Origin of the sequence: Janibacter limosus, assembly GCF_004295485.1 — a bacterium.
Lineage (GTDB): Bacteria > Actinomycetota > Actinomycetes > Actinomycetales > Dermatophilaceae > Janibacter > Janibacter limosus_A.
In genome coordinates, this window is record NZ_CP036164.1 from 3,172,350 (window position 1) to 3,186,576 (window position 14,227).

A 14,227-nucleotide genomic window follows, 5' to 3' on the forward strand; every position below is an offset into this window, starting at 1 on the left:
ATGGCGCTGACCTTCCACTTCGCCGCGCGCTCCGACGTCGGCCTGGTCCGCAAGGACAACCAGGACTCCGGTTATGCGGGGCCCCACCTGCTCGTGGTGGCCGACGGCATGGGCGGCCACGCCGGGGGCGACATCGCCTCGGCGACCGTCATCACCGAGCTCGTCGAGATCGACCACGACTCCCTCACCGCGTCCGAGGCGTCCACCCAGCTGAGCCGGGCGATCACCTCCGCCAACCAGGAGATCGCTCGCACCTTCGAGGACAACCCCGAGCTCGAGGGCATGGGCACGACGGTCACGGCGATCATGCGGGCCCGCAACAAGCTGATCCTGGCCCATATCGGCGACTCCCGCGCCTACCTGCTGCGCGAGGGCCGTCTGGCCCAGGTGACCAAGGACCACTCCTTCGTCCAGACCCTCATCGACGAGGGACGGATCACGGAGGAGGAGGCGAGCACCCACCCCCAGCGGTCCGTCGTCACGCGCGTGCTCACCGGCGCCGCCGACGACGAGCCCGACGTGGGCGCCCGTGAGGCCCGCGATGGCGACCGCTACATGCTCTGCTCCGACGGTCTGTCGGGCTTCGTCGCCCTCGACACGATCGAGGAGATCCTCGCCGGCGACAGCGCGCCGGGACGAGCTGCGGACTCCCTCGTCTCCCTGGCCATCCGCGCCGGAGCACCCGACAACGTCACGGTCATCGTCGCCGACGTCGTCGAGGCCAGCACCACCCCCTCCACCCAGCCGCAGGTCGTCGGATCCGCCGCCCTGCGGCGCCCGGCCAAGAGGGTCGACAACTCCCCCGCGGGCCGCGCCGCCGCCCTGACCGCCGAGGACGACGACGAAGGGGTGGAGCTGGACGAAGAGGGCTCCTCCAGTCGTGGCGGACGCTGGTTGCGCCGTGTCGGCGCGCTCGTCGTGGCCCTCCTCCTCGTCGGCGCCGCCGCATATGCCGGCTATGCGTGGACACAGCAGCAGTACTACGTCGGTGCGCAGGACGGCCAGGTGACCATCTACCGCGGCGTCGCCCAGAACCTGGGTCCCATCACGCTGCACTCCGTGGTCGACCAGACCGACATCCCGTTGTCCGAGCTGCCCTCCTTCTACCGCGACGAGGTCCAGGCCACCATCTCGGTCGACTCCCGCACCGCCGCCGACCAGCGGGTCGACAGCCTGCGCGTCGCCGCGAAGAAGTGCGGCCAGCTCCGGGCCACGGGGGAGCCCTGCGGCCGATGAGGCGGGCGATCACCACCATCACGCCGGCACGCGGCCGCAATGTCGAGCTGCTGCTCACGGCGTTGGCGATCGGCGTCGTGATCCTCGCCTACATCAACGTCTCCGTCGCGGAGTCGGGCACGGTCCCGACCGACCTGCTCGGGCACACCGGCATCCTCGCGGCCATCGCGCTCACCGTGCACCTCGTGCTGCGCTGGCGGGCCTCCTTCGCGGACCCGATCATCCTGCCGATCGTCACGCTGCTCAACGGCATCGGCCTGGTGATGATCCACCGGCTGGACCTCGCTGCGGGGCGTGACTTCGGCTCCGGCCTGGCCCTGCGGCAGCTGATCTGGACCGGCCTCGGGGTCGCGATCGCCCTGGCCGTGCTCATCGCGCTGCGCGACCACCGGGTGCTGCGCCGCTTCACCTATACCGCAGGGCTGGCCGCGCTCGTCTTCATCGCGCTGCCGCTCTCACCCCTCGGGCACTCGGTCTACGGCGCCAAGATCTGGATCAAGCTCGGCGCCTTCACCTTCCAGCCGGCCGAGATCGCCAAGATCCTGCTGGCGGTCTTCTTCGCCGGGTACCTCGTGCAGACCCGGGACATGCTCGCCCTGGCCGGGCACAAGGTCCTGGGCATCACCTTCCCCCGTGCCCGCGACCTGGGTCCGCTGGTGATCGCCTGGCTGGCTGCGGCCTTCGTGCTCGTGCTCGAGAACGACTTCGGCACCACACTGCTCATCTTCGGACTCTTCGTCGCCATGCTCTACGTCGCGACCGAGCGGATCTCGTGGGTCGTCCTGGGCCTCGGTCTCGCCGCCGGCGGCGCGCTCGTCGTCTACCAGTTCGCCTCCCACGTGCAGACGCGCGTGCTGTGCTGGACAGACACCTTCTCCGACCAGGGCATGCAGCAGTGCGGGCAGCTCGCCACCGGCATCATGGGCATGGCAGCCGGAGGCATCTCGGGCACCGGCCTGGGCCGTGGCCGACCGTGGCTGACGCCGTTGCCGGAGTCCGACTTCATCTTCACGAGCCTCGCGGAGGAGCTCGGCCTCATCGGGATCTTCGCGATCATCATGCTCTACGCCCTGCTCGTCGAGCGGGGCCTGCGATCGGCCATCGGCCTGCGCGACGGCTTCGGCAAGCTGCTGGCCACCGGGTTGACCTTCGTCCTGGCCATCCAGGTCTTCGTCGTCATCGGTGGTGTCACCCGGGTCATCCCGCTGACCGGACTGACCCTGCCCTTCATCGCCTACGGCGGGTCCTCCCTGCTGACCAACTGGACACTCGTCGCGATCCTGCTGCGCATCAGTGACCACGCACGCCGCCCGGAGCCGGAGTTCGACCCCGCCTCCATGGACGCACCCACCCAGGTGGTGAAGACCCGATGAACCAACCGATCCGACGCCTGTCGATGCTCGTGTCCGTGCTCTTCGTGCTCCTGCTCGGGTCGAGCACGTGGATCCAGGTCCTCGGCTCGCAGGACATCAACGACCGGCCCGGCAACCGGCGCACCCAGCTCGAGAGCTATGCCCGCGAGCGCGGTCAGATCCTCATCGGGGGCCGACCCATCGCCAGCTCCACCCCGACCGACGACGACCTGCAGTGGCAGCGCACCTACAGCAACCCGCGTCTCTACAGCCACATCACCGGGTGGAACTCCTTCACCTACGGTCCCGGCGGCGGGATCGAGGAGGCGGAGGACGGTCTGCTCTCGGGCCGCGACGACAAGCTCTTCTACGACCGGCTCACCGGCACCATCGCCGGCCGTGAACCCAAGGGTGCCAGCCTCGAGCTGACGATCAACCCCAAGGTCCAGAAGGCCGCCGACGAGGCCCTGGGTGACCAGCGCGGTGCCGTCGTGGCGCTCGACCCCCGCACGGGCGCCATCCTCGCGATGGTCTCCCACCCCGACTACGACCCGACGCCGCTCGTCAGCCATGACCCCTCCGTCGAGAAGAAGGCCTGGGAGTCGCTCAACGCGGACCCGACGCGACCGCTCGTCAACCGGAGCATCACCGGCAATCTCTACCCGCCGGGCTCGGTCTTCAAGATCGTGACGGCCGCGGCCGCCCTCGAGGACGGGCAGTGGAGCGAGGACTCCTCCATCCCCGGCCCTGCGGTCCTCGACCTGCCCCAGACCGATGTCGGGCTGCCCAACTCGCACCCCGGTGCCTGCGGCCCGGGGGACAAGGTCTCCCTCGCCGTCGCCCTGCAGGACTCGTGCAACACCGCCTTCGGCTGGCTGGGCATGCAGCTCGGCGGCGACGCGATGCGTCAGCAGGCCGGCAAGTTCGGCTTCGGCGACGACCTGGAGGTCCCGATGAAGGTCTCGCCCTCGACCCTCCCCACGCAGATGAGCCCTCCGCAGGAGGCCCAGGTCGGCATCGGCCAGTACGACGTGCGGGTCACTCCCCTGCAGGTCGCCATGGTCAGCTCGGCCGTGGCCAACGACGGGGTCGTGATGAAGCCGCACCTCGTCCAGTCGGTGCTCGGGTCCGACCTGTCGACCATCAGCGAGACCAAGCCGGAGCAGCTGTCCAAGGCCATGGAGCCCGAGACCTCCGACCAGCTCACCGACATGATGAAGCTCGTCGTGGAGCGCGGGACCGGTACCCAGGCTGCGGTGCCGGGCGTCAGCGTCGCCGGCAAGACCGGGACGGCCGAGCAGGGGGAGGGCATGCCGCCGCATGCCTGGTTCACCGGCTTCGCCCCGGCCGACAACCCCCAGGTCGCCGTCGCCGTCGTCGTCGAGGACGGCGGTCGCGCCGGCAACGAGGCCTACGGCGGGTCGGTCGCCGGGCCCATCAGCGCCGCCGTCATGAAGGCGGCCCTCCAGTGACCGGCAGCGCACGCCCCCAGACCCCTTCCACCTGCAAGTCCAGGGAGACACGATGAGCGCAGCGGCACCCCGCCTGCTCGGCGGACGGTACGAGGTCGGCGAGCTCATCGGCCGAGGCGGAATGGCCGAGGTCCACCTGGGTCATGACACCCGGCTGGGACGCCCCGTCGCCATCAAGATCCTGCGCACCGACCACGCGCGCGATGCTGCCTTCCTCGGGCGGTTCCGCCGTGAGGCCCAGTCCGTCGCGGGGCTGAACCACCGCTCGATCGTCGCCGTCTACGACTCGGGCGAGGACCGCCGGGTCGAGAGCGGCGGAGCCACGCTCGACATCCCGTACATCGTCATGGAGTACGTCGACGGCCTGACGCTGCGCGAGCTGCTCAACGAGTCCGAGACCGGCACCCTCGAGCCCTACGAGGCCGCCCGGATCGTCCAGCAGGTGCTCGAGGCGCTCGACTACAGCCACGACATGGGCATCGTCCACCGGGACATCAAGCCCGGCAATGTCATGATCGCCGACGACGGCAGCGTCAAGGTCATGGACTTCGGCATCGCGCGCGCCATCGCCGACACCCAGGCGACGATGACCCAGACCCAGGCGGTCATCGGGACCGCGCAGTACATCTCCCCGGAGCAGGCACGTGGCGAGACGGTCGACAAACGCAGCGACGTGTACTCCACCGGGTGCCTCCTCTTCGAGCTCCTCACCGGTCGCACGCCGTACACGGGCGAGCCCATCTCGCTCACCTACCAGCACGTCAACGCCGACATCCCCCTTCCCTCCTCCTTCGACCCCTCCGTCCCTCCTGAGTTGGACGCGATCGTCCACCACTCGCTGACCAAGGATCGGGACGAGCGCTACGCCGACGCCAGGGCGATGGCCGAGGACCTCGGCGCCTTCCGCGGCGGGATGCCGATCAGTCCCGCCGCCACCGACAAGCTGGACGCCGCCACGACCGCGCTGCCGCTCACCGCGCTCCGGGCCGAGCCCGTCCCGCGGGACGACCCCGAGACGGCGTCCATGCCGGCCGCCCAGCAGCGGCGGCGCGGCGGCGGCCTGGGGTGGCTCATGGCCGCCCTGCTGCTCATCCCCATCGCCCTGCTCGGCTGGTTTGCCTATGACGCCAGCCAGGGCCCGGACATCGTCCAGGTGAGCGTGCCCCGCGTCGTCGGGAGCACCGAGGACGCCGCGGTCGCCAAGCTGAAGCAGGCTGGGCTCACCCCCGACACCGAGACCGTGACCGATGACGCCGCCGTCGGGACCGTCCTGACCCAGGACCCCCGCGAGGGGACCCAGGTCCCCGAGGGCGACACCGTCGCCATCCAGGTGTCCGGCGGGCCCGACGATGTGGGCGTGCCGAGCATCGTCGGCATGGAGAAGGGAGAGGCCACCCGAGCCCTCGAGGGCGCCGGGTTGGCGGTCGGCCGGGTGACCACGGAGGACAGCCCCGACCAGCAGGGCAACCACGTCATCAGCTCGAGCCCCGCCGCGGCCGAGTCCGTGGCCAAGGGGAGCAAGGTGGACCTGGTCATCGCCTCGGGTCAGGTGGCCCTCAAGGACTACACGGGCCAGCAGATCGACGACGTGCGCAGCGACATCTTCGGTCTGAAGCTGAAGATCAAGGAGCCCACCCGCTCGTCCGCCGAGGCGGAGGGCACGATCCTCGAGCAGAGCCCCGGCGCCGGAACGATCAAGCAGGGCAGCACGGTGACCTTCGTCGTGGCCAAGGAGCCAGCCCAGACGGTCACCACGACGTCGAGTCCCAGCTCCACCTCGTCGGACACCACGACCCCGTCTGACACATCGTCGACGTCCGAGCCGAGCTCGACGAGCACGACGAGCACGTCGGGCTCCCCGACCCCGTCATCGACCGAGCCGAGCAGCACCAAGTCGTCGAGCATGACGACCCAGCCGCCGCCGAGTCCCTGACCCACGGCCGCTCGGACGCCGGCGTCAGACGTCGTCCTCGTCACGCCCCCGGGCATCGTCGAAGAAGACGTCGATGCGCTGGAAGCCCTTGAGCCGCTGGGCCTCGGCATGGCGTGAGTAGGCCCGCTGGTCGGCGCCGGTGAGGACCACCTGGTCGGTGAAGGGGGTGAGCAGCGCCCGCGGCCACAGGTGCTCCTTGCGCACGACGTTGACCTCGACGCACAGCATGACGACGACCGCCATCGTGTAGAGGAAGACGAGCAGCCCGAGGACGAGGGCGAAGACCGAGTTGAGGTTGCTGGCCCGCTCGATGACCGTGCTGACGTAGAAGGCGCCGACGGTCTGCATGCCCTGCCACGCCAGGGCGGCCAGGGCAGCTCCCGGCAGCACGTCGGGGAGATCGAGCGGCCTCGTCGTCGAGATGATGAAGACGACCCCGATGACGACGGTGTTGAGGGCGATCGAGGCGATGGTGATCGCCCAGGCCGTGTAGCCGCCCGAGACGAGCTGCTGCAGGTAGGTCGTGAGCCCCGTGGTGACGACGATCGTCACGGCGGCCACGGCGAGCAGCAGGAGCCCACGACCGCGACTGGCGAAGGGGTTGGGCCGGGAGTTGCGCGGGATCATCCAGGCGGTGTTGCTCGCGTACTGGAGGGCCTGACCGACGCCGAGGCCGCCGTAGAGAGCGGCCAGCCCACCGATGAGCAGTCCGATCGGCCCACCCCCCAGGGTGCCCGTGCTCCGCAGCTCGTCACCGACGATGGGGAATTCCGACAGGGCCGAGTCGAGGATGCGCTCCTGCCACTCGGGTTGTCCCTGGAGGACGAAGCCGACCGCTGTGGACAGCAGCAGCAGGGAGGGGAAGAGCGACAGGAAGCCGTAGTAGGTCAGCAGGGCGCAGAGGTAGCCGCCGAAGTCGTCGAAGTACTTGTAGACGACCGCGATGGGGAAGCCCAGGACCGGGTGCCGCCGCTGGAGGCGGTCCGCCGGACCGATCGTCGCCTCCCCCATGACCGAGCAGGCCCCGTCAGCCGGCAGCGATGGCGCGCGCGACGCCGTCGACGTCCCGCACGAGCGGCGACATGCCCGCACTGCGGGTCACGGCGTCGTGGTCCCCCGTCAGCGCCAGCCAGTTGGCCAGGATGCGGTGGCCGCCCTCGGTGAGCACCGACTCGGGGTGGAACTGCACCCCGTGCAGCGGCAGGTCGCGATGGTGGGCCGCCATGATGACGCCGGACTCGGTGTGCCCGTTGGGCACCAGCGTGTCCGGGACGGTCGCGGGGTCGATCGTCAACGAGTGGTACCGCGTGGCGGTGAAGGGGGAAGGCAGCCCGGCCAGGACACCGGTCTGGTCGTGCAGGACCCGGCTCGTCTTGCCGTGGAGCAGCTCCGGCGCCCGTCCCACGGTCGCCCCGAGGACGACCGCGAGGGCCTGGTGGCCGAGGCAGACGCCGAGCATGGGCTGGGAGCGTTCCGCGCAGCCCTCGATCATGGCGGTGGAGACGCCGGCCTCCTGCGGTGTGCCCGGCCCGGGAGAGACGAGGACACCGTCGAAGTCCGCGCCGTCGGCGGGCGTGATCGCGTCGTTGCGCACGACCGTCGTCTCCGCCCCGAGCTGCTGGAGATAGCCCACGATGGTGAAGACGAAGCTGTCGTAGTTGTCGACGACGAGGATCTGGCTCACCGGGACAGTATGTCTGTCACTGGCTCGCGGGGAGCGGCCGGGCATGCTCGAGCCGGGTGCGGCCGGTGAAGCCGGGCAGCTCGACCTCGTCGGAGCGGGTCACCTCGTAGCCCAGGCCGACCGCGTCGACGTACTGCCGGTAGATGTCGACCGCGGGGTCCTCGTCGAGGGCCGACTGCAGCTCCTCGGGGTCGCCGATGGCGGTGATCGTGAAGGGCGGCGAGTACACGCGACCCTGGAGGATCAGGGTGTTGCCGACGCATCGGACCGCACTGGTGGAGATGACCCGCTGGTCCATGATCTGCATCGCCTCGGCACCTCCGCGCCACAGGGCGTTGACGACGCCCTGGACATCCTGCTGGTGCACGACCACGTCGTCGACGGTGAACCCCTCCGGCACCTCCGACGCCGCGAGGTCGGCGTCATCCAGCGCGACGGTCACCGCGGGGCCCTTGACCGGGGTCAGGCCGGCGTCCCGGCTGCTGGCCTGCGACTGTCGGGAGATCTTCTGCAGGCGACTGCTGCCCGGCGCCGCGTCGCGGGTCAGGCGGTCTACCTCGCCGCGCAGCGTGTCCACCCGCTGTCCGTCGCGCTCGTTGTCGATCGTCCGCTCACGGATGACGTCCGGCAGCCCGGTGGCCTCGCTGCGCAGGTCGGTGCCGCGCGCGGTCGTGCCCGAGGTGGCGAAGAGCAGCCCGGCTCCCAGCGCGATGACCGGGACGAGGGAGGACCAGCGGCTGGGCCGGTGGGTGAGCCAGGTGCGCATGCGCCGACCGAGGGCGCTCTCGTGGGGTGACGGGTCCTGCTCGGGCACGGGGCACCCCCTTCGCTCGGTTGATCGGGCTCTGGCCTCTACGCTAGGCCACGAACCGCACATCTCGAAGGAGCACCCAGTGGCGAAGTCCGCCGACGACGCGAAGGACACGACCGACATCCAGGACGGGCCCGCGAGCGAGCCCACGACCGAGTCGACCTCCACGAAGGGCGGCACCGCCCGGGACAAGGGCGCGGACAAGCGCTCCGGTGACCCACGCAAGCGCGCGGCCGCCCAGGCCAAGGAGGACAAGGCCGAGGCCAAGGCCCGCCACAAGGTCAAGGCGCAGCGCATCGGCAACCCGTCGTGGTTCGTCCCGCTCATGCTCGCCCTGATGCTCATCGGCCTGGTGTGGGTCGTGACCTTCTACATCACCCAGGAGAAGTACCCCGTCGAGTCGTGGGGCCGCTGGAACCTCGGCGGCGGCTTCGCCTTCATCCTCGCCGGCTTCGCGATGACGACCCGCTGGAAGTAGCCGCAGCCCCTCCGACGGCGCGCCGCACCACAGCACACCAGAACCCGCACGACCACCAGGTCGTGCGGGTTCTGCACATCCAAGCCTGTGGACAACCGGAGTTGTCCACAGGCTTGTTCACAGCTGGGGACAAATGACACGCGTGTAACTCCCGAGTTCTCGGGGGACTGCGGACTGTCCTCAGGCGAAGGGGAGGGGCACGGGGGCCGGGGACGCCGCGTACTTGGCCACGCCGAGCGCGAGCACGATCACCAGCACACCCACGATGGCGACCCAGGCCAGCGCAGGGCGGCCACGGCTGCGGGAGACGGCGATCGCGAGCGCGAGGAGACCCCCGGCGATCAGGCCGCCGAGGTGCGCCTGCCAGGCGACATTGGGGATGACGAACCCGAGGACGGCGTTGATCCCGATGACCGCCACCATGCCGGAGCTGTCCCGACCGAGGTGCCGGTTGAGGACGAAGAGGGCGCCGAAGAGTCCGAAGACCGCGCCGGACGCGCCCACCAGGGGAGTGGTGGACATCGCCGGCTGGAAGAGCAGCCAGGTCACCGCACCGGCCAGCGCACTCACGAGGTACAGCGCCAGGTAGCGCGCCCACCCGAGCATCTGCTCGAGGTAGCCGCCGATCATCCACAGCGCGAGCATGTTGAAGCCGATGTGCATGATCTGGTACGGGCTGTGGGCGAAGGCCGAGGTGATCAGCCGCCAGGGCTCGCTCGTGCCGAGGAAGGGCGCGAAAGCGACCTCCTGGAAGACCCGCGGCGAGGCGAGCTCACCGAGCCAGACGAGGACGCAGATCGCGATGATCGCGATCGTCAGGTACGGGCGGTCGGCGCCGGCTCGTCCGCCGAAGACGGTGACCCGGGGGCGCTCCCCCTTCGCCTGCTCCCGGATGCAGTCCACGCACTGGACACCGACGGCGGCGCTGCGCTGGCAGTCGGGGCACACCGGACGGCGACACCGCTGGCAGCGGATGTAGGACACCCGGTCGGGGTGTCGCGGGCAGGTGGGGACCTCTGTGCCGGGACCGCCGTCCGACACCCGGCCGGACGGCGGCTGCGACATCGTGATCAGTCCTGGAGGAGCTCGACGGACTCGATGGAGACCGGCTCGACCGGCTTGTCCATCGCACCCGTGGGGACGGCCGCGATCTTGTCGACGACCTCACGGCTCGGACCGTCGGCGACCTCGCCGAAGATCGTGTGCTTGCCGTTGAGCCACGGGGTCTCGCCGACGGTGACGAAGAACTGGGAACCGTTGGTGCCCTTGCCTCCTCGCTTGCCCGCGTTGGCCATGGCCAGCAGGTAGGGCTTGGCGAAGGTCAGGTCGGGGTGGATCTCGTCGTCGAACTCGTAGCCGGGTCCGCCGATGCCCTGACCCAGCGGGCAACCGCCCTGGATCATGAAGCCGGGGATGATCCGGTGGAAGCCCAGACCGTCGTAGTACTTGGTCGGGTTGGTGCGACCGGCGTCGTCCTTGTACTCCTTCTCGCCCGAGGCGAGGCCGACGAAGTTGTCGACGGTCTTGGGTGCCTGGTTGGGGAAGAGCTCGATGGTGATGTCGCCGTGGGTCGTGTGCAGGATCGCCTTCATGGGACTCATCGTAGTCAGCCCACGCGGGGCGCGGGTGTGGCGGGGTTGTCACGCCCCTCGGTTTCGTCGTGGGCGGATCCGGTGCAGGATGGGGGAGTACCCCACGTCCGCAGGAGGAAGTGTGTTCCAGAAGAACAACAAGGTCGAGGGTGGACGCGTCCGCGCTCACGAGACGGCCGAGTCCGCATCGCTGAAGGTCCACGAGATCATCGACAAGGTGGCCGAGCAGTCCGAGCACGGCGCGGAGCGGGCCCAGGAGCTCAAGGGCTCCGCCGCTGACCACGCCGCCGCCGCGCGGGTGACCGCTACGGCCAGGGCTGCCGACCTGCGTGAGCAGGCTCAGGAGGCCAAGAAGCAGGCCGCCAAGGACGCCAAGAAGGGCAAGAAGGACGCCCGCAAGCAGGTCCGGTCGGTCACCACGTCGGCCCGCAAGCAGGGCAAGAAGGCCGGCAAGGACGCGCAGGACCTGCGCGACACCTTCGTCGACGACGTGCTGCCCAAGGTGGTCACGACCGCCTCGGGTCTGGCCGCCGCCGGTGCTGCCGCGAGCCGCAAGGCCGCGGACGAGGCCACCAACCGGGCGCCGGAGGTCATCGCCGCGCTGCGCGACGACCGCGACCCCCAGGCTGCTCTCGCCGCCGTCAAGGGCGAGAAGCCCAAGAAGAAGCGCGGGCTCAAGCTACTGCTCCTGGCCCTCGTGGCCGGTGGCATCGCAGCCTTCGTCGCCAAGCAGAAGCAGGGCCCCAAGAAGGACCCGTGGGCCGTGCCGGCCGGCGACCCCTACAAGGCCCCCACCAGTGGACGCGAGTCCACGGTCCCGGCCAGCCCGGCGCCCGCCGCGGCTGCCGGTGTCGCCCCGGCCGCCGAGGTCGCCGAGAGCGCCGACGTCACCGACCCGCTGGCGGCCGCTCCGGTTGTCGACGGCGAGTCGGCCGAGGGCACCGACGCCTGGAGCTCGGCGCGCGACTGGGCCGACAACTCGGCCGTCCCGTCCGTCTCGGACACCTCCGAGGGCGCTGACCTGTCCACCGACCACCTCGGTGGCGACCTCCCGGTCGACGGTGACAGCAAGGCCTGACGCAGCAAGCGTCAGCCGCATCGCTCCCTGAGGAGCGTGCGCAGCACGCGTCTCGAAGGGGGCTGGTCCGCCAACGCGCGGACCAGCCCCCTTCGTGACGCTTGCAGAGCAAGCCCTCAGGGCGGCGCCTTCGTCATGCCTGCAGAGCAAACCCTCAGGCGAGGAAGGTGCCCACCAGCTGGGTGAAGTCCTCGGTGTGCTCGATCTGCACCCAGTGCCCGCACTGGCCGTAGACGTGCAGCTGGGACTGCTCGATGAGCTCGTTGAGCCGCATGGAGTTGCTCAGCGGGATGACCTCGTCGTCGCGCCCGTGGACGATCAGGGTGGGCTGGGTCAGCGATCGGATGTCGGAGTCCGGGATGGTCATGGCCTCGACCGAGCGCTGCCGCGGGGCGGGGAACATCGCGCTGTAGGCCTCGTGGACCCCCGGGCGAGTCGCCGCTGCGAGGCGCAGCCTGGCCAGGTCCTCGGTGAGCAGCGAGCGGTCGTAGGCGAAGACATCCATGAGCTCGACCATGTTGGGCAGGCTCGGCTCGAAGCCCCACACCTTGTCCAGGCCCTCCGTGATCTCGAAGGGGACACCCACGGCGCCCATGAGGACGAGCTTGCTCACGCGGTCGGGGTGGTGCGTCGCGACATTGAGCGCGAGGGCCCCGCCGAAGCTGTTGCCGACGATGGCGACGCGGTCCAGGCCGAGGGCGTCGAGCAGTCCGACGAGGTGCTCGGTCCACGTCGCCATGTCGTAGGTGACCCCGTCGGGCCGCTCCGTGTAGCCGAAGCCGAGGATGTCGGGGGCGATGACGCGGTGCTGCTTGGACAGCACGGGCAGCACCGTGCGCCAGTTGGCCCAGGCGCTGACGCCCGGCCCGGAGCCGTGGATGAGCAGGACGGGGTCGCCCTCACCGACGTCGTGGTAGTTGGTGGCGATGCCGCCCACGTCAATCGTCGCGGCGACCTCTGGGTTGGCGGTCTCGAGCGTGTTCATGTCTCGCAACCTAGGACCGCGGCGAGCGCCGGCAGAAGGGGTGTTCCGCACAGCGCCCGCTCGGGTGGACTCAGGCGCTGACGACCGCGGGCTCCGGATCGGGGTCGGTCTGCTGGGTGCGCTGGCGCGGGATGAGCAGGCACACGAGCGCACCGACGAGCGTGGCGCCGGCCCCCACGAGGAAGCAGATCTGGAAGGCCGACTGGTCGGGGATGACATGTCCGCCGAGGGAGATCGTGCGGCTGGTGAGGATGGCAGCCATGACCGCACCGGCGATCGTCGTCCCGACCGAGCGCATGAGGCCGTTGACCCCCACGCTCGCTCCCGCCTCGTGCTCCGGGACGTTGTCGAGGATCAGGGTGGGCATGGCGGCATAGCCGATGCCGACGCCCGCACTCGCCACGAGGGTGGCGACCATGAGCTGCCAGGGGGCGCTCATCAGGCCGAGCGCGACGACATAGCCAGCACTGATGACGACGGCGCCGATCGCCAGGGTGAACTTGGCGCCGATGGTGTTGATGAGGCGGCTCGAGACGGGCGCGAAGAGCATCATCATCAGTCCGCCGGGCGCCATCCACAGACCCGCCTCGAGGATCGACTGGCCGAGGCCGTAGCCCGTGGTCTCCGGCATCTCGAGCAGCTGGGGCACGACGATCATCTGGGCCATCATCCCGAAGCCGATGAGCAGGGCCGCGATGTTGGTGAAGAGCACGGGACGACGCACGGTGGTGCGCAGGTCGACGATGGGGTCGTCGTGACGGAGCTGGTACCAGCCCCAGACCAGCAGGACGACGAGTCCGCCGGCGATGCTCCCTGTCGTGCGACCGGAGCCCCAGCCCCACTCGGAGCCCTTGCTGACGCCGACGAGGACGGCCGACAGCCCCACGGCGAGACCGATGATGCCGGGCACGTCGATGTGCGAGGGGTGGGCGTCGTGGACGGCCGGCACGACGACGGCGGTGGTGACGAGGACGATCAGGGCCAGGATCGCGGAGAACCAGAAGAGGCCGTGCCAGGAGAAGTCCTCGGCGATCCACGCCGAGAGCGGCAGACCGACCGCGCCACCGACGCCCATGGTGGCGCTCACGACCGCGACGGCGCCCGCCCGCTTCTCGACCGGTGCGATCTCGCGCACCAGGCTGATGGCGACGGGGATGTAGCCCATCGCCATGCCCTGCAGCGCCCGCCCGACGAGGAAGGGGGCGAGGCCGCTCGAGAGGGCCGCGATGACGGAGCCGAGCACGAGGAGCGCGGCGGAGGCGACGAGTACCTTCTTCTTGCCGAACATGTCGGCCAGGCGGCCGGTCACCGGCATGGTGATGGCGGCTGCGAGGAGGGTTGCGGTGACTGCCCAGGAGGCGTTGGCCGCCGCGGTGCCGAGCAGCCGCGGCAGCTCGCCCTGGATGGGGATGACGAGCGACTGCATGAGGGCGCCGCTCAGGCTGCCCAGGCACAGGGCCGCGATGATGGCGTTGGGCGAAAAACGTGCGGGCACGACGGCCGGCGACGAAGGGGGCATGCGGAGGAGTCCTTGTCCCGTGCGGGATATGTACGTTACACAAACTGACCTTGTGTACTGTACACATCACCTCCTCCTGACGAAAGG

At 70.1% G+C, this 14,227-nt stretch carries 13 protein-coding genes; 6 read left to right on the forward strand and 7 right to left on the reverse strand.

Features of this window, described 5'->3' with window-relative positions; translation table 11 throughout:
- Genes EXU32_RS15230 through pknB form a run of 4 tightly spaced genes read left to right on the forward strand, consistent with a single transcriptional unit; the run spans position 1 to position 5,993 of the window.
- On the forward strand, positions 1-1,236 hold the full coding sequence (locus tag EXU32_RS15230; protein ID WP_130630669.1) for a Stp1/IreP family PP2C-type Ser/Thr phosphatase: 1,236 nt from the start codon (positions 1-3) through the stop codon (positions 1,234-1,236).
- On the forward strand, positions 1,233-2,609 hold the full coding sequence (locus EXU32_RS15235; RefSeq protein ID WP_165399706.1) for an FtsW/RodA/SpoVE family cell cycle protein: 1,377 nt from the start codon (positions 1,233-1,235) through the stop codon (positions 2,607-2,609). The genes EXU32_RS15230 and EXU32_RS15235 overlap by 4 nt, the downstream gene beginning before the upstream one ends.
- Positions 2,606-4,060: a peptidoglycan D,D-transpeptidase FtsI family protein gene (locus EXU32_RS15240; protein ID WP_130630671.1), complete on the forward strand. Its 1,455-nt coding sequence runs from the start codon at positions 2,606-2,608 to the stop codon at positions 4,058-4,060. The genes EXU32_RS15235 and EXU32_RS15240 overlap by 4 nt, the downstream gene beginning before the upstream one ends.
- 52 nt (positions 4,061-4,112) lie before the next feature.
- A complete protein-coding gene (pknB, locus tag EXU32_RS15245) occupies positions 4,113-5,993 on the forward strand; it encodes a Stk1 family PASTA domain-containing Ser/Thr kinase (RefSeq protein ID WP_130630672.1) in 1,881 nt (626 codons plus the stop codon).
- Positions 5,994-6,017: 24 nt separating this feature from the next.
- On the opposite strand, the gene EXU32_RS15250 is transcribed toward pknB, so the two are convergent.
- Genes EXU32_RS15250 through EXU32_RS15260 form a run of 3 tightly spaced genes read right to left on the reverse strand, consistent with a single transcriptional unit; the run spans position 6,018 to position 8,491 of the window.
- On the reverse strand, positions 6,018-7,004 hold the full coding sequence (locus tag EXU32_RS15250) for a YihY/virulence factor BrkB family protein (protein WP_130630673.1): 987 nt from the start codon (positions 7,002-7,004) through the stop codon (positions 6,018-6,020).
- Positions 7,005-7,020: 16 nt separating this feature from the next.
- A complete protein-coding gene (locus EXU32_RS15255; RefSeq protein WP_130630674.1) occupies positions 7,021-7,677 on the reverse strand; it encodes an aminodeoxychorismate/anthranilate synthase component II in 657 nt (218 codons plus the stop codon).
- A gap of 16 nt (positions 7,678-7,693) precedes the next feature.
- Positions 7,694-8,491 carry a DUF881 domain-containing protein gene (locus tag EXU32_RS15260; protein ID WP_242612811.1) on the reverse strand — a complete coding sequence of 266 codons (798 nt, stop codon included), beginning with the start codon at positions 8,489-8,491 and terminating at the stop codon, positions 7,694-7,696.
- Between the two features lie 79 nt (positions 8,492-8,570).
- Here EXU32_RS15260 and EXU32_RS15265 point away from each other — a divergent pair, with 79 nt between their 5' ends.
- Positions 8,571-8,966, forward strand: coding sequence for a cell division protein CrgA (locus EXU32_RS15265; protein ID WP_242612812.1), 396 nt, complete (start codon positions 8,571-8,573; stop codon positions 8,964-8,966).
- A 180-nt stretch (positions 8,967-9,146) separates the two neighbouring features.
- On the opposite strand, the gene EXU32_RS15270 is transcribed toward EXU32_RS15265, so the two are convergent.
- Both EXU32_RS15270 and EXU32_RS15275 read right to left on the reverse strand, forming a co-directional pair.
- On the reverse strand, positions 9,147-10,031 hold the full coding sequence (locus tag EXU32_RS15270) for a rhomboid family intramembrane serine protease (RefSeq protein ID WP_130630677.1): 885 nt from the start codon (positions 10,029-10,031) through the stop codon (positions 9,147-9,149).
- A 5-nt stretch (positions 10,032-10,036) separates the two neighbouring features.
- Positions 10,037-10,558, reverse strand: coding sequence for a peptidylprolyl isomerase (locus tag EXU32_RS15275; protein WP_130630678.1), 522 nt, complete (start codon positions 10,556-10,558; stop codon positions 10,037-10,039).
- Between the two features lie 121 nt (positions 10,559-10,679).
- Between EXU32_RS15275 and EXU32_RS15280 the strand changes: the two genes are divergently transcribed.
- Complete coding sequence (locus EXU32_RS15280; protein ID WP_130630679.1) at positions 10,680-11,636, forward strand: hypothetical protein; 957 nt, start codon at positions 10,680-10,682, stop codon at positions 11,634-11,636.
- Positions 11,637-11,790: 154 nt separating this feature from the next.
- Here EXU32_RS15280 and EXU32_RS15285 read toward each other — a convergent pair whose 3' ends face one another.
- Together EXU32_RS15285 and EXU32_RS15290 are read right to left on the reverse strand one after the other, a co-directional pair.
- Positions 11,791-12,621: an alpha/beta fold hydrolase gene (locus EXU32_RS15285; protein ID WP_130630680.1), complete on the reverse strand. Its 831-nt coding sequence runs from the start codon at positions 12,619-12,621 to the stop codon at positions 11,791-11,793.
- Positions 12,622-12,691: 70 nt separating this feature from the next.
- Positions 12,692-14,140, reverse strand: coding sequence for an MFS transporter (locus EXU32_RS15290; RefSeq protein ID WP_130630681.1), 1,449 nt, complete (start codon positions 14,138-14,140; stop codon positions 12,692-12,694).
- Positions 14,141-14,227 lie beyond the last annotated feature (87 nt).